Raw genomic sequence first — 24,825 nt, forward strand, 5'->3', positions numbered from 1 at the left:
CTGTCTGCTTTTATTGAGGTTTCCGATCTCCTTTGCTGATCCATACAATGGTGATGAATGCTGCTAGAAAGATGGACAGCGTTAACATGATGAATTTGTTGATGAGCATCGGTTCCCAAACCGGCGGCTCGAACAAAAAGATATGCGGCCAGGGCATGAACGTTCCTAATGTGGCCACTTCAAGCACCGTATAAATAAAAATGACTGTCAGTGCGATATTGGTGTTTTTTGTAAGAACAAGGGAGGCAGTGCTGAAAAATAGGTAAAAGAACGTCAATAGAATGAAATGAATGAGATTCAAAAAAGACAAAGAAGAAACTCCATATTTCCACATGAATGCCCCGCTTAGCACGACAACCCCCAACAAATGGATGAAAGAATAACGTACGATATCGATCCAAACCCATTGCCTATAGTAAGGGACAAGCGTTTCTTGCGCTCCGTCTTCATACAGTTCGCCGAACCGATAGATGAGGCACCAGCCGGAAAACGGGATGAACAGCCCTTGGATGATAATCACATTGTCGTAAATACTTGGCGATTTGCGGGGAACAAACAAAATAAGCAACAGCGATAGGATGAACATCGCCGGTGGAACAAAAAATGCTCCGCCCATTGTCTTGCGGTCAAACACGAATGCGGTTCGCATCCATTCGATGTAAGCTTTCATCTTGGTTCCCCTCTCCTGACAACAGCCAAATAGCCATCGATCAATCGCGGCGCCACCCGTCTCCCCCCTGTTCCCCCATTTTTGGAGAACACTCGCGCGTGAATGCCATCCTCTTCTTCGAGAAGCTGCACCACTTCTCTCGTTGCGATCAAGTCATCCAATTCTTCGGGGTGTATGCAATATTCCCATACGCAGCCTTTTGCGCGGGACTTCAGCTCAGACGGCGTGCCTTCAAACAACACTTGCCCTTGTTTTAAAACCCCAATTTTGGTGCACAAAAACTCAATGTCTTCCACAATGTGCGAAGAAATGACAATAGTATGCTCGGAACCAAGCTGCTTGAGCAGATGGCGAAAGCGGATTCGCTCTTCAATATCCAAGCCGGCAGTCGGCTCGTCAAACAGCAAGATGGACGGCTTTCGCGTCAATAAATGAGCAATTCCCACCCGTCGCCGCATTCCGCCGGACAGCTCGGACATCTTTTTCGTCTCATGGCCGTTCAAGTTCACTTTTTGAATTGCTTCGGCAACGGCCGCGTGCCGTTCGCGTTTGTCCATCATTCCTTGCAATAAAGCGAGATGGTCAAGCGCTTCTTCGACCGTAATGTTTGGATAGACCATGAAATCTTGCGGCAAATAACCGATCCGTTCATGAGCTTTCACATATTTTCCTTTGGTGCAGCTTCGTTCGTCGATCGCCACCTGCCCTTCATCCATGGGTGTCAAGCCGGCCAATATTTTCATCAATGTCGTCTTGCCGGCTCCGTTCGGTCCGACTAACCCGTAAATCCCTTCCATGCAAAGCGATACGTTCGATAAAATGAGTTGTTTTTTGATTCGTTTCGTGACGCTGGATACATGGATCATGTCTGTCCCTCCTGAACCATGCGGATGAGTTGTATCGCTTTCTCCCAGCTGCCATCTGCTCCTTCCCTCATTTGTTTGTACCATAAAGCCAAAAATTTTTGTTTTTTCTCATCGGATAAGCGTTCATACTCCCCAGACAGCTGCCTCAGCACTTCCTCTGTTTTCCCGTCAGGAGAGTCGACTGACAAAGCCAAATCAAACGTCAAATCTCCTCCGGAATAGGGAAGGGCTAATTGTTGTTGGAACCATCTTGCCAGCAACGCTTGAAACACTTCTTTTTGCATCGATGAATGTGCTCCCCTCCAAAGAAGTCCTTCTGTTATGATTTCCGGCAAATACATCAATGTTCCTTCTTGGGAGCGAAGGGAATATGGCGTATCAATTTGAAGAAGCAAATGATCGCTGCTATATACGCTCCGTTGTTCACCATGGGGAGCGAGCAACACGATGTTCGTCGGCAACTTTGCCTCTTTTAAATCGAACATCTGCACGATGTCATGGTGGATGCGCCGTACATGACGTTCGAAAACCGGCCAATCCCGCTCAAGATTCGGCCAATCGGCGGGGTGCACGATCTGCCACGGCCCGATTTTTTCCTTCAAAAACATTCCCGCTACGGCTGTAATGCCGCCGGACACAACTCCTTCGTACGTTCCGTCGCTTCGGCGCGGCAAATTCGTATAAAACGGCGCCGTTCCGTGAAACGACAACGTATAGCGGATCGGATGGCTCGGTTGCATCGATACAGGCACCGGACTGGAATGAACGTTCACAAAGGCAAACGGCGCATGGTCGGCTTTTGTCGGCACCCAGCTGAAATCGCTCGGCAAAAACAAATAGTGCGGTGAAATGGGAATTTGCGCGGAATCGTTCATTTGATACTCAAACGTCCATTCGTCGGTCAAGCGATTGGGTGACCGTTTGACCGTGATGACATCCCCCTGTTGAATAAACGGCAGCTGTTTTCCGGTTTGATCGGTGATTTGCTTCAGAGAAAAATGATGATAAAGCACGAACGACAGCGTGTCGCCCCGAATTTGTCGCAAGGTCACTTTCACTTTCGCATGTACACCGTTTTTGGCCTCCAGCTGAATGTCGTACCGTTCAATCGAATAGTGCAATGTGCTCGGTTTGATTGTTGGATCATGAGTTTGATAGTAAACATTTTCTTGAGCCAAATCAGCGTAGCTAAACACCAGTTTGCTTCCTGTGAAAATATGCGGAAACAACCAAGCATCACCCGACAAAAGCAAAGCAACGCCCATGATAATGGCCGCTTTCTCCTTTGTAGTGCGGGCCGTTTTCCAAAGAATGGCCCATACCGCCATCATCGACGCTAGGATCCAAAACAATATTTTCATATACGTCGGAAGGCTGACGCTGTATCCAATGACGTCACGAAATACATCGTCCATATTCAACGGACCGATGTAGAACAAACTACGGATGTCGGAAAAGGGGATGCGATGGAAATAACGGGAAAACAATTGTGTATTCATCGGGCCGATTGCCAGCCAAATGACCATCATCCAGGCAAAGCTTAATCGGTTTTTCCCAAACAATAGAGCAGTGAAAATACCAAGAAAAAAGGCAAATACGAACGGCAATAGCCAATATACGGCAATATACGATGCCGTTTCGGTATACAACGAAGAAAAGGGAAGGCTCCATGTCCGATAAAACTGCCATACGAGCACAACTTGCAGACCGGTGAAGAATGCAAGAAACAACAGGTGATTGGCGAACAAGGCGGCGATTTTCAACGCTGTGATGCGCAGTGAACCGGCAAACAAAAGATTGGCGCCAAATCGGTATTCATCAGAGAACAACTTGTAAAAAAACACCATAAACAGCAGCATTGTCGCTTGGACGATTAACGTCATTTCCCCGACAAAATTTCCATAATCCGTCTTACCAAAGGAATCGTACTGGCGAATGAGAAAGCGCATCATCAGCATGATTAACAAAAATGTGTATGTTCCCATATAGAGAATGCTTTTTCCCATCTGTTTGGCGTAAAACCACGATAGGCGAGTAAACAAAGCCATAAGGGGTCACTCCATTTTCAGCATGGTCGCATCCATCAACGATAAAAGGAAGCAAGCGAATGCCGGTGTGATGGAGCCGTGTTGACATTCGCTTGCTTGTTGAATGAAGCGTGCAAACTTAATTCACGGTCACTTTTGCTTCGCCATAAATAGATGTCGCGTTGGCTTGTGTGTATGCTTCAGCATAGTAGAAAGACCCGTTTTCAGCTGTAAAAGATTTTTTTACTGTTTGTGATGGATAGGCTATTGCCGAAGCAACTGTTGAATCAGGCCACCAGTTGATTTGTTTTTTGGCATACCCTTGTACATAAAATGCTGGACCTGATGAAGAGACGGCCAATGTTCCAGAAGCCCCAGTAGCTTTCACTGGTGTTCCTGTGGCAGAACTAGCCCCCGGTGAAATATGCGCAATGGAAGTGCCGGCGGCATAAACAGATCCAGCAATGCTGAGAACCAACACTAAAATGAATAGTGGTAGCCCCTTAGCTTTCGTTTTACGTGCCTTATTGACAACCATCCTTCTCACCTCCTTTCAAGGGTAGTAATTTGGTAGAATCAAGTTGATAAATGGGTTTAGGAAGCATTGTGAATATTTTTTCTATTCGATTTGTAAAGATGAGATAATGTGCATTCGAAAAATCATCTTTTAAGAAATAATAAAACTGTTCTAAGTCTTCGAAGTCAAAGTGTTTAGTCGGCTGATCGAAAATGAACACTGTGCGATTCAGTGACTGTCCAAGGGAAACAAGATAAATCAGCCGTTGAAACATAGTGAATGAATCGATTGATGCATGGGAAGGGAGGCGATATTTTTTCCATAGCGCCGATTGTTGAAATGGCCGGTTCAGCCATATCGAAATATCTTGCAAACGATAGTTTCTCCACAGTTGATGGTAGTTCTCAGGAATCACGAAAAATACGGTTTTATTCGATTTTTCCTTTCTTTTTGTTGCCTGTTCATCGAAATGGATTTCCCCTCCATCGATAGGATGAAAGCCGGCAAACGCTTTAGCGACAATATCTGTGCGAATGTGATTTTTGGCTAGAATGATAGATTGAGAAGGAAGATTGACGGAACAATGATGCAAAATAAGTTGGCGATTGTGCTTGAGGGTCACGTGTTTTAATTCCATCATTTGTCTCCTCTCCCCCTTTCTTGCACTAGTTGAATCAATATTTTTTCTTTTTCTTTCATCGATAATGCCATGTAGTGCTCCCACGCTGTTGAGTCGATGGAGGATTTTTCCGCTATCCTGTTTCCATATCCGATAGATGGAATATGTAGTTTTTCCATTAAATACAAGCCGGCGAAGAGGCTGAGCCGTTCGTTTTCGAACAATCGGTATGGGATGAAAAACGCAGCCAACTCCTGAATATGTTTGGTTACCGGGCTGCCATTGACGTCCAAGAACGGATCAATGTAAAACGTGTAGTTTCCGTCAGCCATCGTGCTGTCATACAGCGAAAGATTTGTTGTGTTGATGCTTTTCGGGATGATCGAGACGCTCTTGACTTCTTTTGTGCAGTAATCTATGTTTGCAAGATCCGGAAATACGTGACATAGCTCATTGCGGATGGAAACGAGTTGACGCTTCAACTCCATATAATTTCTTGTTGTGGTGAGAAACGGTTTATAAACAAGGAAACGAGTATGTTGCACTTGAATTTGTTTGTAAGGACCGTTGATCATGGAGAGACAAAGGGGATGGTCCCCACGCCAACGGTACTTTTCCTTTCCGACAATCATTTTGACCCGTGTACATGTTTTCGTTTCCACATTGGAATGAAGCGTTCCGGATGAGTCGAGATCGTAAAGCGTTGAATCCACTGATTGCGGATACCAGTTGGCTTCAAATGGCAACAACGTGACGCCCGATGTCAACGGATAAAAGGTTGAGCCGAACGTATGCCGATAATAGATCGTCATGGATGGCGCACCGTTGGTCTCCACCTGAACAACGTTTCCTTGTTGTTGAAAGGGGAAACGCTTCCCTCCGCCTTGGATGTGATCGATTTGAAATTGCTCGTTGATCGAAAAACGAACGGTGTGTTCTTTCGGATGCAGAGAGAGTGTGGCTTTGATCGGATACGTGGATTTCGGATTCACCTCGATCTCCTTGATTTTCCAATATCCATGCAACGGGATGTTCTTGGGCTGAGCCTGATGTTTAATTTGTTGATAGAGTTTGACGTCGTTTGCCAACAGAATGTCATCCAACTGGAATTTTGATTGTGCATGTTGAAGGAAACTTGTTGCGACAGTAAGGAAAATCGCACTAGCCGCAAGCCCCGCGAAGGATCGCCGCATGCTTCGAAAAACGCCATAAACGGCGATGGAAGAAAGGATATACGCCAACTTGATCAGCATGCGTTCTTTTTGAAAGGTTAAGCTGAATAACGGGTCAATGTAAGGCCAACGATGGTTTCCCCACAAGGAGAAGGATGGGTTGCGATATTCCAAAGAAAACAGCACGATGATCCACAAAACAAACACACCAACGAGCAACATCGCTTTTTTCGAAGAATGATAGGCGTAAACAGCGCCTGTGGACAATCCAATCATCCACGCCCATAGAAATGGAAGAAGAAAATGGATCACATATAGTGGAAACAGAAAAGCGAAAAGATCCCAACCCGCTGAATAGTTGATCACCACCGCACCGGCGATGATCCCGGCCAAGGCCAGTTGCAAAACGAAAAAACAAACAAACGCGATCAAAGCTTGGCAGAAGACAATCTTTTGTGGGTTTCGAATGATGTCGTTCATCGCGATCCAGTGAATTGGAGTCGAAGTGAACAACGAAACATGCAAACGGAAGCTGAAGAGCAGCCAGACAGCCATTCCAATCGGAACCAAATATTTCGTATATAAGATCCATTCCGCTGGATTGGTGGTATGGGGATTGAGGCAAACAAACATCAAAACCCCAGAAAATACGAATATGAAACTAGCTTCTGCTTTTAAGCGGGACGCCATTCTTGAAATGAACACCCATTTCATATGGAATGCCCTCTCTAATCATGAATTTGAAATGTTTGTAAAATTCAATGGCATTATAAAAAAAGAAGAAGAAGATGTCAACCTTTTACATGGAAATTCACAGTATATTCACAAATAATAGGAAAATCGTATTGCCATGATGACGATTTTTGGCAAATTTTGCGTCTTTAGGTGTAGGGAGTGTCCATTGTGCGACGTGCTTTTTTTCAACGCGCTGAACGAAGCGATCAGGCGCGAAATCGAGCGCGATGGGAAAACGATTTATGAGAAAGCCTGCTCATGAACCGTGCCTCCGGATTTAGCCGGTCCGCTTTCTCACTTGAGGGCGGCCTTTTTTTGCCCTTCCGCGGCTGTTTGGGCAGATGGGCTTCGGGACGGGTGTGCGTGTGAGCCAAGTATTGTCTGTTTTTCCTTGCACCGAAAGCGCCGTCATCGGTACAATGAAGTCGGCAACCATTGGCAAAGGAGACTCGCGATGAAAATCGGCTATCGGACATTGAAAACGGCGGTGGGGGCGGCGCTGGCGATTGCCATCGCTCAGCTGATCGGCCTGCATAACTTCGCTTCCGCTGGCATTATCGTCATCTTATGCGTCCAAGTGACGAAAAAGCGGTCGCTTGAGACCGCCCGGGCTCGTTTTGCGGCGTGCGTTGTCGCGATCGGGTTTGCGGCGTTGTTTTTTACCGTCTTCGGCTATCATCCGTGGACGATCGGGCTGTTGCTTTTGTTGTTCATTCCGGTGACGGTTCGCTTGAAAATCAATGAAGGCATTGCGACAAGCTCGGTCATTATTTTGCATTTGTATGCGGCCGGGGACATCACGTGGGGATTGGTCGCCAATGAGATCTTGCTGGTGGCGGTTGGCATTGGGGTAGCGCTGCTGATGAACATGTATATGCCGAGCGCCGAGAAGGAGCTCAAAGAGTACCAGCGCATTGTCGAAGATTTGTTTCGCATTATTTTAAAAGAAATCGTCCGCTACTTGCGCACAAATGAGCTTGATTGGGATGGGAAGGAGCTGCCGCTTGCGGCGGAGACGCTCGACAAAGCGAAAAAACTCGCCATGCGTCACGCCGACAACCAATTATGGCGGAATGAGGATGAATATGTCCGCTACTTCCGCATGCGCGAGCGGCAGTTGGAAATCATCGAGCATATGCTTCCGCTTGTGACATCGCTTGTCTACACGGTCGAGCAGCGGATGATGGTCGCCGATTTTATCGACGAATTAAGCGATGCCATTCACCCGGGAAATACGGCCGATCGGTTTTTGCGGCGCCTTGCCGAGATGCGCGAACAGTTTAAGGCGATGCCGCTGCCAACGACGCGCGAACAGTTTGAAGAGCGGGCGGCGTTGTTTCATTTGGTGCGCGAATTGGAGCGATATTTAATCATCAAAAGCGAATTCCATCCCGGAAACGAACGAAAACCGCAGCGGCTTAAGGCATGATACAGGGCATATGTCCATCCGTTTTGGCGCACACTATAGCCAAACCTTCAAGCAAAGGATGGACGGATATGCGGGTATGGTTGGCCATTTGTCTCGTGCTCACCGCCGTGTTGGGGGCTCCTTTTCAGACAGCGGCGGAGGCGAAGCCGCTTGTCATTGTGAACAAAGCGATCAATAAGCTCGCGCTCGTCCGCGACGGCCGCATCGAAGCCGTTTACCCGGTGGCGACCGGGGTGAATGCGGCGTTGACGCCGGAGGGGATGTTTACGGTGACGGTGAAGGCGAAACACCCGTATTATCGGAAAAAGAACATTCCAGGCGGGGCGCCGAACAATCCGCTCGGCGCAAGGTGGATCGGCTTTAACGCGCGCGGGACGGACGGGCGCATCTACGGCATTCACGGCACGAACAACCCGGCGTCGATCGGCCGGTATGTGTCGCAAGGCTGTGTGCGCATGCACAACCGCGATGTCGAGCATTTGTATGAACGGGTGCCGATTGGCGCCAACGTGCTCATTCTCCGCAGCAACGAATCGTTTTACGCCATCGCCAAACGGCACGGCGCTGTCCGATGAAAAACGCAAGCTCCGTTTCGGAGCTTGCGTTTTTTTGGGCAGGTTTAAAACCACATGCTGATGCCGGCGAGGAGCGTCGTCAGCAGCATGCAAATGAGCATCAAGTAAACCACGAATTTTTGCGTTTTGCGCGACAACGGTCCGTCCTCCTTCCGTCCGCTGTTCTGTTTTTTATTGTAACCGGAAGCAGCGGAGCGGACAAGGAAAAACAAAAAAGCAGGATTTTTTGTCGAAACGGCGAATAATAAAACGTTGGCCTCATCATTTTGCAGCAAAGGAGACAAAGACGATGCAGGTGAAAAAAGTCGACCATATCGGCATTGCCGTCCGTTCGATCGAGAAAGCGCTTCCGTTTTATACGGATGTGCTCGGCCTGCCGTTTCTTGGCATCGAGGAAGTCGAGTCGGAACAGGTGAAAGTGGCGTTTTTGCAGGCGGGAGAGGCGAAACTGGAGCTGCTTGAGCCGCTGTCGCCAGAGAGCGCGGTGGCGACATTTATCGAGAAGCGCGGTGAAGGGATTCATCACGTGGCGCTTGGCGTCGAGGACATCGCCGAGCGCATCCGTGAGCTCAAGGAGCATGGCATCCGCATGATTCAAGATGCGCCGAAACGCGGCGCCGGCGGGGCATGGGTCGCGTTCATGCATCCGAAATCGACCGGCGGCGTGTTGTACGAACTTTGTGAACGGACGAACCGAACGGAGGGACACCAATGAGCGACATGTACGACAAAATCAATGAATTATATGACCGCCGACGCGAGATTGAACTGGGCGGGGGCGATGAGAAAATTGAACAGCAGCACGCGAAAGGGAAGCTGACGGCGCGCGAGCGGATTGACTTGCTGTTGGATGAAGGAACGTTTGTCGAGCTCAATCCGTTCATCGAGCACCGCTGCACCGATTTTGGCCTCGGGGAAAAGAAGGGGCCGGGTGACGGGGTGGTGACCGGCTACGGGAAGATCAACGGCCGCACCGTGTTTGTGTTTTCGCAAGATTTCACCGTCTTCGGCGGGGCGCTTGGGGAAATGCACGCGAAAAAAATTGCGAACATCATGGATTTAGCGGCGAAAACCGGGGCGCCGGTCATCGGTTTGAACGATTCGGGCGGCGCCCGCATTCAAGAAGGGGTCTTGTCGCTTGACGGGTACGGACACATTTTTTACCGCAACGCCATTTATTCCGGCGTCATCCCGCAAATTTCCGTCATTATGGGGCCGTGCGCCGGCGGGGCCGTCTATTCGCCGGCCATCACCGATTTTGTGTTCATGGTCGAAAAAACGAGCCAAATGTTCATCACCGGTCCGAAAGTGATTGAAGCGGTGACCGGGGAGAAAATCAGCGCTGAAGATTTAGGCGGCGCCCGCGTGCACAACACGATCAGCGGCAACGCCCACTTTGCGGCAGCGAATGAAGAGGAGGCGCTCGCTGAAGTGCGGCGGCTCTTGGGCTATTTGCCGTCAAACAACAACGAAAAGCCGCCGTTTGGCCCGATTCCGGATGGGGACGACTACCGCCCCGATTTGGCCGATGTCGTGCCGATTGACGCCGTCCGCCCGTACGATGTGCGCCACGTCATCGCCCACGTCGTCGATGACGGATCGTTTTTTGAGGTGCAAAAAGATTTCGCGAAAAACATCGTGATCGGCTTTGCCCGCATTAAGGGCGAAGTGGTCGGGCTTGTGTGCAACCAGCCGAAGTTTATGGCCGGCGGGCTGGACATCGACTCGTCCGATAAGGCGGCGCGGTTTATCCGCTTTTGCGATTCGTTCAACATCCCGATCATTACGTTTGAGGACGTCACCGGCTTTTTCCCAGGCGTCAAGCAGGAGCACGGCGGCATCATCCGCCATGGGGCGAAAATTTTGTACGCTTACTCGGAAGCGACCGTGCCGAAAATTACGGTCATTTTGCGGAAAGCGTACGGCGGCGCCTATGTCGCCTTAAACAGCAAATCGATCGGCGCCGATGTCGTCTATGCGTGGCCGAACGCGGAAGTGGCGGTCATGGGGCCGCAAGGGGCGGCGAACATCATTTTCGCGAGCGAAATTGAAAAAAGTCCGAATCCGGAAGAAACGCGGGCGCAAAAAATTGCCGAATACCGCGAGAAATTCGCCAATCCGTATGTCGCCGCCAAATACGGCATGATCGATGACGTCATCGACCCGCGCGATACGAGAATCAAGCTCATTCAGGCGCTCGAGATGCTTCGAAACAAGCACGAGGAGCGGCCGAAGAAAAAGCATGGCAATATTCCGCTGTAAACGATGGAAGGCGTCCGGTCAATCTCGGGCGTCTTTTATGTTTTGGGTTTGATATGGTATAATATGGTTAAAAAAGGGGAGAGGAAAATGAATTTTTTCAACGACCCAAACAGCAGAGTGAAGTTGATTCCATTGATTATTGCCGTCATTGGATTGTGGCTCCTTTTAAATAGCCCTAAATTAGGAAGTGATTCTGTTTCATCATGGGTTCGATCCGTAGGCGGCTCGGCCGGTTCGCAAGAATACTTGCAAATGTTAAAAGGGTATATCAATGCCTATCAAATGGTAGGGGGCATTTTCTTATTGACAGGGTTATTTTCTCTTTTTAAAAGAAAATGACAATAGAAGATGACAAAGAAAGATTAGCATGAGACATCCGCAACCTTTCCTGAACGAAGGTGCTTTGCTGCGCTTTTCATGATTTCAGCATTTGTCTGAAGTCATGAAAAAACTGAATTCCACTCATCATTCGTTTACTCAAGCTGTTTCGGCGTCTAGTTTGGTGTTTGGCGGAAACTTCCGGTATACTGGAAGAGGAATCTATACATAGGAGGACGAAACAGATGGTAAACGAGCAGCGTCTTGTCGACGAATTTTTGGAACTCGTGCAAATCGATTCGGAAACGAAGCATGAAGGGGACATTGCGAAGGTGCTCAAACAAAAGTTTGAAGCGCTTGGCCTCGATGTGATCGAAGACGATGCGGCCGCGAAAACCGGGCACGGCGCCGGCAATTTGATTTGCACGCTCGCGGCGACGAAAGACGGGGTGGATCCGATTTATTTCACATCGCATATGGATACGGTCGTGCCGGGCAAAGGGGTGAAACCGTCGATCCAAGACGGCTATGTCGTCACCGACGGGACGACGATTTTAGGCGCGGATGATAAAGCGGGCTTGGCGGCGATGTTGGAAGCGATTCGCGTGTTGAAAGAACAAAACATCCCGCACGGCGTAATCCAGTTTATCATCACCGTCGGCGAAGAGTCGGGGCTTGTCGGGGCGAAGGCGCTTGACCCGTCGCTCATTCAAGCGAAATACGGCTATGCCTTGGACAGCGACGGCAAAGTCGGCAACATCGTCGTCGCCGCCCCGACGCAGGCGAAGCTGAAAGTCGTTGTGCACGGCAAAACTGCCCATGCCGGCGTGGCGCCGGAAAAAGGAGTGTCTGCCATTACGATTGCGGCGAAGGCGATCGCGAAAATGCCGCTCGGCCGCATCGACGAGGAGACGACGGCGAACATCGGCCGCTTTGAAGGCGGCACGCAAACGAACATCGTCTGCGACCGCGTTGATATTTTAGCGGAAGCCCGTTCCCTCGTTCCGGAAAAAATGGAAGCGCAAGTGGCGAAAATGAAAGAGGCGTTTGAAACGGTTGCCGCGGAAATGGGGGGGCGCGCCGATGTCGAAGTGGAAGTGATGTACCCGGGCTTTAAGTTCAGCGACGGCGACCATGTCGTCGAGGTCGCCAAACGGGCGGCGGCGAAAATCGGACGGCCGTGCAAGCTGGAGAAAAGCGGCGGCGGCAGCGATGCCAACATCATCGCCGGCTTCGGCATTCCGACGGTCAACCTCGCAGTCGGCTACGAAGAAATCCATACGACGAATGAGCGGATGCCGATTGAAGAGCTGGTGAAGCTGACAGAGATGGTTGTCGCCATTGTCGAGGAAGTCGCCAATGCCGAATGAGCATCCCGAGGCTGGATGCTCTTTTTTCTTGAACCTTTCGGTAAACATTCGGCCGGAATGAGCCGATAAAAAAAGCAGAGTGCGAATCACGAAAGAGGTGGCGGGGGAATGGACAAATACGTGGTGTTTCGCGTCGAGCGGGAACAGTACGCCGTCTCGATCGCGTATGTCGTCTCGATTGAGAAAATGACGGCGCCGACGGCCGTGCCGCATATGCCGGATTGTATGGCGGGCGTTGCGCGCATCCGCGGCGAGCTCGCGCCGGTGCTCGATATGCGAAAGCTTCTATATGGGAAAGCGATCGAGGAAACCGAGCAGACGCGTCTTGTCGTCGCCGCGGTCGACGGGTTGTCGGTGGCGTTTATCGTTGACGAAGCAAAGGAAATTGTCGATATTGAACCGGAAGCCATCAAACCGCTGCAGCTCGTATCCGCGGAGCGCACGCCGTATGTCGTCGGGATCGCGACGCTGCCGGAGCGGCTGCTCACGGTGCTGGATCCGCGCGTCTTGTTTGCCCATTTGGAAGAAGCGGACGCGATTCGCGAGCAAGTGGCCGCCGCCCAGGCCGCGGCCCAGGTCATCCAAGAGGAAGAGACGGTATAGGTGTTTGCCTATACCGTTTTTTCTTCCGCGCATATCCTAATCATGGAAATGAACTTCAACACATGAGAGGAGGCGCATTCCATGGTTCGACCGTTCGGTCCGTATATGGGCGGATTTTATCCGCCGTACGTTGGCGGCTACGGCTATCCTCCATACGGTTATCACCATCATCATTGGCATGGAGGGTATGACGGCTATCATCACTTCCCGTATGGCGTGCCTTATGGTCATTACCCGTTTGGACCATACGGCTTCCCGCATTATGGAGGCTACTAAGCATGAGGGGCGTTACGCCCCTTTTCGCATGGACAGGTCAAGCAAAGTCCGTCGTGCCGCCTCGTTCCTAAATCGGTTTAGAAAAACTTGCAGGCAAGCGCAAACGTATGGTATGTTGTTTGATGAACAAACCAAAACGGAAAGGGACGTTGGACAATGGCGAAACAGCAAATCGGCGTCATCGGACTGGCGGTCATGGGGAAAAACTTGGCGCTCAACATCGAAAGCAAAGGCTATTCGGTGGCGGTGTACAACCGTTCGCGCGAAAAAACGGACGAGTTTTTGCAAGAAGCGAAAGGAAAAAACATTGTCGGTACATACAGCATCGAAGAATTCGTCAACGCCTTGGAAAAACCGCGGAAAATTTTGCTGATGGTGAAAGCGGGCGCGCCGACGGACGCGACGATCGAACAGCTGAAGCCGCATTTGGAAAAAGGCGATATTGTAATTGACGGCGGCAATACGTATTTTAAAGATACGCAGCGCCGCAACAAAGAACTCGCTGAACTTGGCATCCACTTTATTGGCACGGGCGTCTCGGGCGGCGAGGAAGGGGCGCTGAAAGGCCCGTCGATCATGCCAGGGGGCCAAAAAGAAGCGCATGAGCTCGTGCGCCCGATTTTTGAAGCCATCGCTGCCAAAGTCGACGGCGAACCGTGCACGACGTACATCGGTCCGGACGGCGCCGGGCATTATGTCAAAATGGTGCATAACGGCATTGAATACGGCGACATGCAGCTGATCGCTGAAGCGTACTTCTTGCTCAAACATGTGCTCGGCATGGATGCTGCAGAGCTGCACGAAGTGTTCGCCGACTGGAACAAAGGCGAGCTGAACAGCTACTTAATCGAGATCACGGCCGACATTTTCACGAAAATCGATGAAGAAACAGGCAAGCCGCTTGTCGACGTCATTTTGGACAAAGCCGGGCAAAAAGGGACGGGCAAATGGACGAGCCAAAACGCCCTCGATTTAGGCGTGCCGCTGCCGATCATCACGGAATCGGTGTTCGCCCGTTTCCTCTCGGCGATGAAAGACGAGCGCGTGAAAGCAAGCAAAGTGCTGGCAGGCCCAGCGGTGAAGCCGTTTGAAGGCGACCGCGCTCACTTCATCGAAGCCGTGCGCCGCGCGCTTTACATGAGCAAAATTTGCTCGTACGCCCAAGGATTTGCGCAAATGAAGGCGGCTTCTGAGGAATACAACTGGAACTTGCGCTACGGCGATATCGCCATGATCTTCCGCGGCGGCTGCATCATCCGCGCGCAATTTTTGCAAAAAATTAAAGAGGCGTACGACCGTGATCCAGCGCTTTCGAACTTGCTCTTGGATCCGTATTTCCAAGACATCGTCGAACGCTACCAAGACGCGCTCCGCGAAATCGTCGCCACCGCGGCGATGCGCGGCATTCCAGTGCCAGGATTCGCCAGCGCCCTCGCCTATTACGACAGCTACCGCACCGCGGTGCTCCCAGCCAACTTAATCCAAGCGCAGCGCGATTACTTCGGCGCCCACACGTACGAACGCGTCGACAAAGAAGGCATTTTCCATACGGAATGGTTGAAATAAAGAAAAAAGCCCTTAGAGTCATTCACCACTCTAAGGGCTTTTCGTGTTCGATAAAGCTAAAATTCGTTCCGTCAACTGGAACTGCATCTTCAGAATGGGATGACCACTGATCGAGTGGGCGAACGTTGGAACGGTTTTGGTTCTTCCCTCACTCGCTGCATCGTTTTAAAGCGCCTCGCGAATTAGCTTTTTGTAATAACGAACGGACAACACACCAAACAGCGAATAGCAGACCGTGTAAATCGCCATCACCGTCAACATCGGCGTCCACAGTTCGGTGCCGAAAAAGAACCAGCCGGAACGGACGGCGAAATAGCTGTGAGATAATCCGAGCAGCAACGGAATGCCAAAGTAGAACAGCTGTTTCCGCCGAATGCCCCCGAGCAAGTCTTTTTCAGTGAATCCCAGTTTGCGCAAAATGGTGTAATTCGGCCGCTCTTCTTCGCCGGCGCCCATTTGCTTGAAGTAAAGAATGCAGCCGGATGTGACCAAAAAGACGAGTCCTAAAAAGGTGACGACAAACATGATCAATCCGAACGTTTGCTTTCGGTGGCGGCTCATCATCAGGCGCGAATCGGCGATGGAGGAAAACTCCATGCGTTGAAACAACTGATCAGCCCGTTCAATATTTGTTTCGTCAGTCAGATGAATTCCGATATGCACCTTTTTCTTTTGTGGATCGGTTTCTTTTTGCAAACGATCAAACATCGTTTGGTCGACGATGACAGTCGGCATGCCGTACGTGAAATGATAGTTGACGTAATAGTCTTTTTTCATCCCAAGGTAATGAAGCGGGACCATGCGGCCGTTTTCTTCTAAGCGAATCGTTCCCGTTTCTTTAAACGGCAAGAATTGACGGAGCATGTCCTGATATCCCGTCAGCAGTGCTTCATTAGGCTTGACATCGATGCGGCCTGTACTTGTGTCGCTGATCACCGATAGCGGCGCGGCGGACGGCTGAAACTGGAGCCGGCTTTGATCAGCGATGTCCAAAATCATCGAAATATCAGTCGGTGCTTCGATGACATCGATCATCGTTTCCCGATAGCGAATATCATGAGATCGCAGCGCCGCCGTAAAACGGGCGGCATCTTTTTTGTCCGTAAACGCGAAATCGGCGGCGACATAGTTTTGCGCGGATCGTTCGGCGGAATAGTAGGAAATATAGCTTAACGAAATCAACCCGATCGCGATGGCCGACACGGTCGTGATGATCGTAAGCAGCAACGCGTTCGATTTCATGCGAAACATGAGCGACGATCCCGATAGCACGTCGTTGATCGACAAATAGCCGCCTTTTTGTTTTCGCCATAGGTGGAACAGAAAGCTGATCGTTCCTTTGAAAAACAAATAGGTGCCGATGATGACAGCGCCTAAGATGAACGCCATGGCCATGAATAATCCTTGCACGCTCTTCCAGTCGCTGCTAAACAATTTCGTCGATATACCATAGCCGCTGCCGATGAGGATGATCCCCACCATCCCCACGACCATGTTCCATACGGATACGTGTTTTGCTTCGGTTGTGGATGTAGTGCGGAACAAGGATAAAATCGTCTGTTTTTTGAGAAACAAGCGGTTCATCCCCATCATGAGGACATCAATCACGCTGAACACAATCAACGTTTGCACCAATGCTCGTCCAGAAAAGGAAAGAGATGCCGCTAGCAGAATATCGATGATTTTAAACAAAATCATCATCAACAGCTTGGAAGCGGCAAATCCTACCAATATGCCGATGATCAGTGTGCCGTAATAAAGAATGACGTTTTCGGCCGCCAGCATCAAAAAGATGTTTCGTTTCGTCATGCCGATCAACTGCAAAAGAGCGATCTCATGGCTCCGACGCTTGATAAACAGGGCGTTGGCGTACAAAAGAAAGACGGCGACAATCACGATAAGAAGCACCGCGCCTGTGCGGACGGCCGCCGCGCCTTTCACTCCCCCTTTGATGGCATCAAGCGATGGATCGTACTGCAATGTCACGAACGCGAAATACAAGGCGGAAGCAAACATCAAGGCAAACACGTACAAATAATAATGTTGGATGTTTTGTTTCAAGTTGCGGAACAGGAGTTGCTTCATGCTCATGGCCGAACACCGCCCAGCACGCCTTGCGTTTGCATAATGGCTTGGAAAAATTGCTGCCGCGTTTCCGTTCCTTTATACAGTTGCGTATACAATTGTCCGTCTTTGATAAAAACGACACGGCCTGAGAAACTGGCGGCGACCGGATCGTGGGTGACCATGATGATTGTCGTCTTCCGTTTTTTATTAAGTTGTTGCAGCTTGTGCAATAAATCGGAAGCCGATTTTGAATCGAGTGCGCCCGTCGGCTCATCGGCAAAAATGATGCTCGGTTCATGGATGAACGCCCGCGCCGCCGCAGCGCGCTGTTTTTGCCCACCAGAAATTTCGCTCGGATAGTGGTTTTGGATGTCAGTAATGCCAAGTTCAGCCGCCAATTCTGCAAATTTCTTTTCCGCTTCTCGCTTGGGCGTTTTCGTAATCGATAAAGGCAAAAGGACGTTCTCCTTCACCGTCAGCGTGTCAAGCAAATGATACTCTTGAAAGATGAAGCCGACATGGCGTTTGCGAAACTCTGCCAGCTCTCGGTCTTTCATGGCGACGACGTTGTTTCCTTCGATGAAAATAGCGCCCTCGCTCACTCGGTCGATTGAGGAAAGAACGTTGAGGAGCGTCGTTTTCCCTGATCCGGAAGGCCCCATGATCGCGAGAAATTCCCCCTTCTCCACACGCAGATCGATGCCTTTGAGCACTTCTTGTAGATTCTTTTTCGTTCCGTACGTTTTGTGGATGTTGGTTGCTTCCAATATGATCATCTCATTTTCCCTCCTTCGTTTCTATCATAAGCAATGAGATTATTTTTTTCCTGCGTTTGGCCGAACAAAACGAAGCCGCATGTGACAAAATCGTCACATGCGACGTGTGCGGATGATGTCATTTTCTTGTGGAAATAGGATCGTAAATGTCGTTCCGCGCCCGGGCGTGGATTCGACATGAAAGTCAAGAAGAAGCGGTTTGGCGGCTTTTTTCGCCAAATACAGCCCCATCCCCGTCGCCGCTTCATTTTGGTGTTCGGTGGTGGAGGTGAATCCTTTCTCGAAAATGCGCGGCAAGTCCTTTGGATCAATGCCCAAGCCGAAATCTTGAATTTGCAAGCGGGCATGGCCGTTTTTCATAAAGCTTTTCACGACAATGTCAGATGACTCGCTGTATTTCACCGCATTCGTGATGATTTGCCGGATGATAAAAGAAAGCCATTTGGCATCGCTCAGGACGGAGCGGACGTCCAATTGAAGGTCAAAGCCGATGCCTTTTTGCATACACCACGATTGCAGCGGTTTAATCTCATTGATGAGAAGCGGCTCAAGCTCGACTTGTTCGATATATAAGTCGTTTTCCATGTGTGGAAGCCGTCGTTGATGAAGTTGCTGATCAAGAAGCAGATGAATGCGCAGCCATTCGTACAAGAGTTGCGCTTTCGTGTTTTCGTCCCCAACCCGTTCGATGATGAGCCGCATGGCCGTCAGCGGCGTTTTCATTTCGTGAATCCATGACAACAGTTCATCTTTCTCTTGTTCCAACGTGGTGAGGTGTTCTTTCAGTTCCTGTTTCCATTGGTCCGTTTGGCTGGCGAGGACGCGTTCGACGATCTTCTCCAGCGGGCTTGCCGCCCGCAGGGCAGAGATGGGATCGAGGCGGCGCTCCCACTCTTGCAAACGTTGATAAAATGCCGTTTCTTTTTTCCAACGGATGATGACAAAGACAACAAAGATGATAGTCGTTAAAAAGACGATGTAAAGGACGGAGGAGAGCGGAATCGTCGGATCCAGATAAGCGACAAACAGGATGAACAGCTCCAGAAAGAGAAAGAGGGCCATCCAGCTTTTTCGTTCCCACAAATAATCTTTGATCATCAGTGGCTCCCTTCTTCCGTAGCCATATAGCCTTGCCCAACTTTCGTTTCAATGAAGCGGCCCAAGCCGAGTTCGTCCAGTTTTTTCCGTAGGCGGTTGACGTTGACGGTCAGCGTGTTGTCGCTGACAAACCGTTCGTCTTCCCATAGCCGTTTGATCAGCTCCGTCCGAGCAACGATCTGGTTTTTCTTGGCCAATAAATGTTTCAAAATCAACAGCTCGTTTTTCGTCAGCTCCACTGTTCCGTGTTCATTTGAGACTGTGCTTTTTTCATAGTCGACCGTTGCCCCGCACCATGTTTGCAGCTGAACGGGTCCGGCATTGTAGTTGTACACGCGGCGGAGCAGCGCTTGGATTTTGGCGATCAGCACATCGAAATGAAACGGCTTTTGGATGTAATCATCAGCCCCAAGCTGCATCGACATGACCATATCAGTCGGGTGGTCGCGCGATGATAAGAACAAAATCGGGACGTTCGAATGAGCACGAATCTGGCGGCACCAGTGGAACCCGTCAAATTTCGGCAGCTGGATGTCGATGATCACCAAGTGCGGCTTGCAAGCAGAAAACTCTTCCATCACACGACCGAAATCGCGGATGCCGCAAACATTGTACGACCATTGTTCCAAACGTGCTTTGATTTCTTGAAACAACGTCACATCATCTTCAATGAGCAAAATGTTCAATTTTGCCTCACCCCACTTGTTTCTATTGGGAGTTCCGTTTTCATTATATTTGTTTCACCGTTCGGGGGAAAGGAGGTTCAAAAGGGAAAGCATGAAAATGCATTACACAGCAAAGCGATGGCCGCTGTTCGTGATCGGCGGCAGTTGGTGCATGCAGCCGAACGGGGTGCGTATGGCAAAAAGAGCTTGAAGTGATGATCGACGGTGGGCTATCATGGATATTGAGGATGGATAAGGAATGGTCAAATGTCGGTGCACGATTGTTTGAGCTATGCTATGCGCAAGGAATGTATAAGGAAGGAATTAGAAATCATTGTTTGACGGGGGATTGGAATGGGAACAACATTTAGGAAAGGTTTTTTATTTTGTCTCTTCTTGTTTATCTGTCTTTTCCATGTGTTTCCTTCCGCTAAAGCGGAAGCGGCCGGACCGCGTACGCAACAGCTTCCTGGGCGCGTGCTCGATTGGGTCATGGATGATCAAAATGGGTATATTTATGCGCTCACGGAAAAGGGGATGTTATTATTTATTGAAGCGAGCACATTGTCGATCAAAAAGCAGGAACCCGTTTCTCTGCGGGCATACAGCGCTTTATGGCGGAAATATGCCCAGCGGTCGGTCACTCTTCTTTTGCGGGACGGGAAGCTGTATGTGCCGTCTGAAACATCGATAGACGTTTTTGACGTCAAAACGAAACGGCTGATTCAACGAGCCCCGTATAACGGATTGCCGTTTGGCTTATTAGGCAACAAAATCGTAACTTTCGGAAAGCAGTACGGGCGCGGGAAGACGACGTATGAGATGTACATGTGGGATTTGGCGGCGAAACGCCAAACAATCCGGCTGATTGCTGATCCTAACTTTTTTTCCGTTTTTTCAGAGGAAAATACGTTGTTTTTCGATGAGAAGCGAGGTCTGGCCTTCATCGGCCGCAATGTTTCCATTCCTGATTTAGCGGTATTGCGCCTGTCCGATTTGAAGGTGGTGAAGCGAGTTTCGTATCAAGGGCCGAGAGGCAGCGCGCCCATCCATCCGCTCATCGTTGACGGAAGCGATGTGTTTTTTGCGGGAAGGCGCATTGATGCCGGAAATATCAACATGGTGCACGACTGTTATAACGGCCCCGTTTTAGATGTTCAAGGGGCCTACGTGGTGACAAATAAGGCGGTGTATGACCGTTACACCTCTGCTAAGATAAACGCGCTTCCATTCCCGACGAACTATGCGTTGATGGATGCAAAGTACAATTTGTATTTGATCAAAGAAGGGGAAAATCGAATTTATAAATATCCATTGCCGGCCGATGAGAGCTATTATGTTCGATCGTCCCATTATGCTTTCACCAATGTCCCCATTTCCCATTTGGCTTATGATTCGTCGACCGGATGGTTGTATGTGTTGTCCGCCGAAGACAGCAAACTGTTTGTCATTCGCGCCAGCGACATGAAAATGGTGAAAGAAATTCATCCCGGACCGCAGCCGACAGATGTAAAAATTGATGGCGGCAAGGTGTATGTTGCGCTATCGGGAGCGACGAAAATGGCGATTTACGACGCCAAAACAATGCGGTTTCTTGGAACGGTGCCGCTGATCGCTGCTCCGCGTTCATTGGCGATCGGGGACGGGAAAATTTTCTTCACGGACAATAGCCGCACGTTGACGGGATCGATTGCCGTTTATGATATGAAGACGAAAAAACAATGGCGAATCCCAAAGGTATTCATCAATCCGTTGATTGGGTATGACGAAAAACAAAATGTATTGTATGTCGGACAGGAAGGAACATCGGATCATGATCTGTATGCGGTGCGGCTTTCCGATTGGCATGTTTCGCAACTATTGTCCTTCCCTGGAGGGGATGATGCCTTTTTTATGAACGGCGGGGAGATTTTTTACGGAAAGGCGCGCATCAATCCAGCCCAGCCCGGCGCATTGGTGGCCGCTGAATTTCCGGAGCCGCTGCGGGCGGCGAGCCGTCAATATATCATCACCAGCCGTGCCATTTATAACCGGGCAACAGGAACGAAAATCGCCGATTTGTCATCTGAAGCGTTGCTCGCAACGGCTGGAGATGATGGAATGATCTTCACGTATCGAAAAGTGGCTACGAACCATTATTTGATTAAGCAAAAACTGTCTCAGTGAACTACCCCCACTTAATTTTCTAGCGAAAATTTGAAGTGGGGGCTTCCAAAGAAGTTTGACTGCTTCAAGCAATCCTTATTCTTTGAGGCGTGTCCACTTCGCCGCTAGAGCATAAGACACTCAGGTCTACAGCTTTACTTTTCTTTAAGATGTTTAATGCGCCATTGACATCAGCATTAATTAGTTTGCCAGACTTTGTTCGATACAAGCCGCGCTTAATACGTTTGCCGCTGAACTTATATTCTTTTGGATTGTCGGCATTATATTCAGGAATCTCATCGCCGTCAAAAAAGCTGGCTTGAGACGTATATGATTCTTCCTGTTTCAAGAATTCAATGCCGTAAAATTCACAAAGATATTCTAGTTTTTCTTTTATGTTACCGAGAGGAATATTGACAAAGTTTTGATTTGTTTTTTTCCTAGATTAATATTGCGTTGCCATGTTTCCGCATAGCCAATGACAAGTTTGCCAATTTGATTTTCAATACAGTAGTTAATGATGTAACGGCAAGTCTTGTTGATATAATCATTCACTTTATTATTGCGATTCATAGCAAGCAAAGCCTGTTTACGAGTGGTGCCTTTGATTTTTTGCTTATCTTTCATGCTTTGAAGTCTGGCATTTTCTTTGTTAAACCATTGATTTATACTTTTTAATCTCCGCCCATCAATGATGAATGATCTGCCGTCTGATGTGACACAAGTGGCAAAATTGTTTAATCCTAAATCAATTGCCAGTGCTTTTTGGTCATTTAATTCTCTTTGATCTTCAGGCATTTCATATTTGTACTGAATCTCAAAGAACCTGGCATGATGCTTAGGAATGATTTCAATCTGCTTAATCTTTTTGTCCAGTAACACAGGCGGAATCGTTATCGTGATAGGCTTGTGAGTCTTTTTAAATAGGCGAGAATACGGTATCGTGAATTTGTTGCCGTCTATACGAATCTGGCCAATGATCAGTGAATGAAAGCCATCTTTTTTAAGATATTTTGGAATACTGATAGCCTTGTGGTCATATTTTCCTTGTTTGGCAAGACTGATCAAACCAAAGAAAGATTTAAAGGCTTCATTGACCTTTTTTAAAATTTGCTGTGCCATGTTGCTGTTTAACAGCTTATAGTTTTCGTTAGTTTTTGCAAGATGATAGTTTTTCTCATAATTAAGAAATTCCTTGTGTTCAAAATAGTATTGTCTGACATTGTACAATCCGACGTTGTACATGTTCTTGGCAATATGGCACAGTTCTCGAAGAGTCAAGTATTCTTCTTTGGTCAAACCATTTAGCTGTTGTTTGATACAAAAATACATGTTTTCACCTCCCATCTAACTATATGATACTATATTTTACTGAATCTATCCTATTTTCAGCAAAATATAGTTAAGGCGATTCATCTCCCACTTACTCCGCTTCGCTTCGTTGAAGTGGGAGTCTTCTCGCCTAATTAAGATAAAATTGCCATTGCTGGGAGCGTTGGTTCTCCAAAGCGCATGAAACAGTTTTCACAACGTCTAGACGGGCTCGTACCTCCGCTCGTCTCGTTTTATAAAGAAGCAAATATGTCATCATGAGGATGATGCCCAAAGGTGAATTTTCCAAGGCGTTCAATCACTTAAACACGTCTGTTCACAGATAGGAGGGTCTTTCCATGTCACAACAGCGTAAATCGATCATCCCCGACGACTTTTTATGGGGCGGGGCGGTGACGTCGTTTCAGACGGAAGGGGCGTGGAACGAAGGCGGCAAAGGGCTGTCGATCGTTGATGCGCGCCCGATTCCAAAAGGGCATTCCGATTGGAAAGTGGCGGTCGATTTTTACCATCGCTACAAAGAAGACATCGCTTTGTTCAAGGAGCTCGGCTTTACCGCCTACCGGACGAGCATCGCTTGGACGCGCATTTTTCCGGACGGGGAAGGGGAGCCGAATGAAGCGGGCTTGGCGTTTTATGACGCCGTGTTTGATGAATTGAGAGCGAACGGCATCGAGCCGGTCATTACGCTGTACCATTTTGATTTGCCGCTGGCGTTGGCCAAGAAATACAACGGCTTTGCCTCGCGAAAGGTCGTCGACTTGTTTGAGCGGTACGCGCGCACCGTATTTGCGCGTTACCGCGGGAAAGTGAACTATTGGCTGACGTTCAACGAACAAAATTTAGTGCTCGAACAGCCGCATTTATGGGGGGCGATTGGGCCGGAAGACGAAGACCCGGAAGCGTTTGCCTACCGCGTCTGTCATAACGTGTTTATCGCCCACGCGAAAGCGGTGAAGGCGCTGCGCGAAATCGCTCCCGAGGCGAAGATCGGCGGGATGGTGACGTATTTGACGACGTATCCGGCGACATGCCGGCCGGAAGACGCTTTGGCGAACGTGCAGGCGAAAGAGCTGTTCATTGATTTCTTCTTTGATGTGTTCGCCCGCGGCGCCTATCCGCGTTATGTGACCAACCGGCTTGAGAAAAAAGGAATCTGCCTGCCGCTCGAAGCGGGGGATGAGGAGTTGCTCCGTTCGCAGACGGTCGACTTTTTGTCGTTCAGCTACTATCAAAGCCAAATCGTCCGCCATCAGGAACAGGATGAGTGGATCATCAAAGGGCTTGAACCGAACCCGCACTTGCCAAAGACGAAATGGGGCTGGGCGATCGATCCGATCGGGTTGCGGATGGCCTTAAAAGACGTGTACGCCCGCTATCAGATGCCCATTTTCATCACCGAAAACGGGATCGGATTGGAAGAGGAGCTGAATGAGGACGGCACGGTCGAAGATGATGAGCGGATCGACTATTTGCGCCGCCATATCGAACAAATGAAGATGGCGATGGAAGAAGGCGTCGAGGTGATCGGTTATTTAATGTGGGGAGCAACCGACTTGTTAAGCTCGCAAGGGGAGATGCGCAAGCGCTACGGCGTCATTTTCGTCAACCGCGACGACGAGAACTTGCGCGATTTGAAGCGCTATAAGAAAAAAAGCTTCTACTGGTTCCAGCGCGTCATTCGCACGAACGGGGAAGAGCTGTAAACAGAGGCGGGGAAGCCCCCGCCATTTTACC

General features: G+C 49.3%; 22 protein-coding genes and 1 pseudogene. 11 read left to right on the forward strand and 12 right to left on the reverse strand.

What is annotated here, in order from left to right:
* Positions 1–10: 10 nt before the first annotated feature.
* The 6 genes from CWI35_RS16655 to CWI35_RS16680 all read right to left on the reverse strand — a co-directional run bounded on the left by CWI35_RS16655 (position 11) and on the right by CWI35_RS16680 (position 6,585).
* Complete coding sequence (locus CWI35_RS16655) at positions 11–670, reverse strand: hypothetical protein (protein ID WP_025948779.1); 660 nt, start codon at positions 668–670, stop codon at positions 11–13.
* Positions 667–1,536 carry an ABC transporter ATP-binding protein gene (locus CWI35_RS16660; protein ID WP_074044581.1) on the reverse strand — a complete coding sequence of 290 codons (870 nt, stop codon included), beginning with the start codon at positions 1,534–1,536 and terminating at the stop codon, positions 667–669. Before CWI35_RS16660 ends, CWI35_RS16655 begins: the two co-directional genes overlap by 4 nt.
* On the reverse strand, positions 1,533–3,584 hold the full coding sequence (locus tag CWI35_RS16665; RefSeq protein ID WP_074044582.1) for an ABC transporter permease: 2,052 nt from the start codon (positions 3,582–3,584) through the stop codon (positions 1,533–1,535). Before CWI35_RS16665 ends, CWI35_RS16660 begins: the two co-directional genes overlap by 4 nt.
* 118 nt (positions 3,585–3,702) lie before the next feature.
* Positions 3,703–4,101 (reverse strand): hypothetical protein, encoded by a 399-nt coding sequence (locus CWI35_RS16670; protein WP_013144799.1) that lies wholly within the window; start codon positions 4,099–4,101, stop codon positions 3,703–3,705.
* On the reverse strand, positions 4,088–4,720 hold the full coding sequence (locus CWI35_RS16675; RefSeq protein ID WP_074044731.1) for a P-loop NTPase family protein: 633 nt from the start codon (positions 4,718–4,720) through the stop codon (positions 4,088–4,090). Before CWI35_RS16675 ends, CWI35_RS16670 begins: the two co-directional genes overlap by 14 nt.
* Positions 4,717–6,585: a DUF2339 domain-containing protein gene (locus CWI35_RS16680; RefSeq protein ID WP_119877939.1), complete on the reverse strand. Its 1,869-nt coding sequence runs from the start codon at positions 6,583–6,585 to the stop codon at positions 4,717–4,719. Before CWI35_RS16680 ends, CWI35_RS16675 begins: the two co-directional genes overlap by 4 nt.
* 475 nt (positions 6,586–7,060) lie before the next feature.
* Between CWI35_RS16680 and CWI35_RS16690 the strand changes: the two genes are divergently transcribed.
* Together CWI35_RS16690 and CWI35_RS16695 are read left to right on the forward strand one after the other, a co-directional pair.
* Complete coding sequence (locus CWI35_RS16690) at positions 7,061–8,035, forward strand: aromatic acid exporter family protein (RefSeq protein WP_081132528.1); 975 nt, start codon at positions 7,061–7,063, stop codon at positions 8,033–8,035.
* Between the two features lie 68 nt (positions 8,036–8,103).
* Positions 8,104–8,610: a L,D-transpeptidase gene (locus CWI35_RS16695; RefSeq protein WP_119877940.1), complete on the forward strand. Its 507-nt coding sequence runs from the start codon at positions 8,104–8,106 to the stop codon at positions 8,608–8,610.
* Between the two features lie 44 nt (positions 8,611–8,654).
* On the opposite strand, the gene prli42 is transcribed toward CWI35_RS16695, so the two are convergent.
* Positions 8,655–8,747, reverse strand: coding sequence for a stressosome-associated protein Prli42 (prli42, locus tag CWI35_RS18355; RefSeq protein WP_012820630.1), 93 nt, complete (start codon positions 8,745–8,747; stop codon positions 8,655–8,657).
* A 152-nt stretch (positions 8,748–8,899) separates the two neighbouring features.
* Here prli42 and mce point away from each other — a divergent pair, with 152 nt between their 5' ends.
* The 7 genes from mce (at position 8,900) to gndA (ending at position 15,005) form a co-directional block, all read left to right on the forward strand.
* Positions 8,900–9,325, forward strand: coding sequence for a methylmalonyl-CoA epimerase (gene mce / locus CWI35_RS16705; RefSeq protein ID WP_119877942.1), 426 nt, complete (start codon positions 8,900–8,902; stop codon positions 9,323–9,325).
* Positions 9,322–10,872: an acyl-CoA carboxylase subunit beta gene (locus CWI35_RS16710; protein ID WP_047818666.1), complete on the forward strand. Its 1,551-nt coding sequence runs from the start codon at positions 9,322–9,324 to the stop codon at positions 10,870–10,872. Before mce ends, CWI35_RS16710 begins: the two co-directional genes overlap by 4 nt.
* 87 nt (positions 10,873–10,959) lie before the next feature.
* Positions 10,960–11,211 (forward strand): hypothetical protein, encoded by a 252-nt coding sequence (locus CWI35_RS16715; protein WP_011231830.1) that lies wholly within the window; start codon positions 10,960–10,962, stop codon positions 11,209–11,211.
* Positions 11,212–11,435: 224 nt separating this feature from the next.
* On the forward strand, positions 11,436–12,560 hold the full coding sequence (locus CWI35_RS16720) for a tripeptidase T (protein ID WP_095859620.1): 1,125 nt from the start codon (positions 11,436–11,438) through the stop codon (positions 12,558–12,560).
* A gap of 108 nt (positions 12,561–12,668) precedes the next feature.
* Positions 12,669–13,163, forward strand: a complete 495-nt coding sequence (locus CWI35_RS16725) for a chemotaxis protein CheW (RefSeq protein WP_011231828.1) — start codon at positions 12,669–12,671, stop codon at positions 13,161–13,163.
* An 81-nt stretch (positions 13,164–13,244) separates the two neighbouring features.
* Complete coding sequence (locus CWI35_RS16730; RefSeq protein ID WP_033009034.1) at positions 13,245–13,439, forward strand: hypothetical protein; 195 nt, start codon at positions 13,245–13,247, stop codon at positions 13,437–13,439.
* A gap of 156 nt (positions 13,440–13,595) precedes the next feature.
* Positions 13,596–15,005, forward strand: a complete 1,410-nt coding sequence (gene gndA / locus CWI35_RS16735) for an NADP-dependent phosphogluconate dehydrogenase (protein WP_033009036.1) — start codon at positions 13,596–13,598, stop codon at positions 15,003–15,005.
* A 165-nt stretch (positions 15,006–15,170) separates the two neighbouring features.
* On the opposite strand, the gene CWI35_RS16740 is transcribed toward gndA, so the two are convergent.
* The 4 genes from CWI35_RS16740 to CWI35_RS16755 all read right to left on the reverse strand — a co-directional run bounded on the left by CWI35_RS16740 (position 15,171) and on the right by CWI35_RS16755 (position 19,632).
* A complete protein-coding gene (locus CWI35_RS16740) occupies positions 15,171–17,096 on the reverse strand; it encodes an FtsX-like permease family protein (RefSeq protein WP_119877943.1) in 1,926 nt (641 codons plus the stop codon).
* Entirely contained in the window at positions 17,093–17,848 is a 756-nt protein-coding gene (locus CWI35_RS16745; RefSeq protein WP_095859618.1) for an ABC transporter ATP-binding protein, read from the reverse strand. The genes CWI35_RS16740 and CWI35_RS16745 overlap by 4 nt, the downstream gene beginning before the upstream one ends.
* Positions 17,849–17,941: 93 nt before the next feature.
* Positions 17,942–18,946: a sensor histidine kinase gene (locus CWI35_RS16750; protein ID WP_095859617.1), complete on the reverse strand. Its 1,005-nt coding sequence runs from the start codon at positions 18,944–18,946 to the stop codon at positions 17,942–17,944.
* The gene (locus tag CWI35_RS16755; protein ID WP_044745323.1) at positions 18,946–19,632 is read right to left on the reverse strand and encodes a response regulator transcription factor; all 687 of its coding nucleotides are present in this window, start codon (positions 19,630–19,632) and stop codon (positions 18,946–18,948) included. Before CWI35_RS16755 ends, CWI35_RS16750 begins: the two co-directional genes overlap by 1 nt.
* A gap of 333 nt (positions 19,633–19,965) precedes the next feature.
* Here CWI35_RS16755 and CWI35_RS16765 point away from each other — a divergent pair, with 333 nt between their 5' ends.
* Positions 19,966–21,777, forward strand: a complete 1,812-nt coding sequence (locus CWI35_RS16765; RefSeq protein WP_095859615.1) for a YncE family protein — start codon at positions 19,966–19,968, stop codon at positions 21,775–21,777.
* Positions 21,778–21,841: 64 nt separating this feature from the next.
* Here CWI35_RS16765 and CWI35_RS16770 read toward each other — a convergent pair.
* Positions 21,842–23,088: pseudogene (locus CWI35_RS16770) on the reverse strand (RNA-guided endonuclease InsQ/TnpB family protein).
* A 338-nt stretch (positions 23,089–23,426) separates the two neighbouring features.
* Between CWI35_RS16770 and CWI35_RS16775 the strand changes: the two are divergent.
* Positions 23,427–24,794, forward strand: coding sequence for a glycoside hydrolase family 1 protein (locus CWI35_RS16775; protein WP_119877944.1), 1,368 nt, complete (start codon positions 23,427–23,429; stop codon positions 24,792–24,794).
* Positions 24,795–24,825 lie beyond the last annotated feature (31 nt).

The organism is [Bacillus] caldolyticus (assembly GCF_003595605.1).
In the GTDB taxonomy this organism is placed as follows: domain Bacteria; phylum Bacillota; class Bacilli; order Bacillales; family Anoxybacillaceae; genus Geobacillus; species Geobacillus thermoleovorans.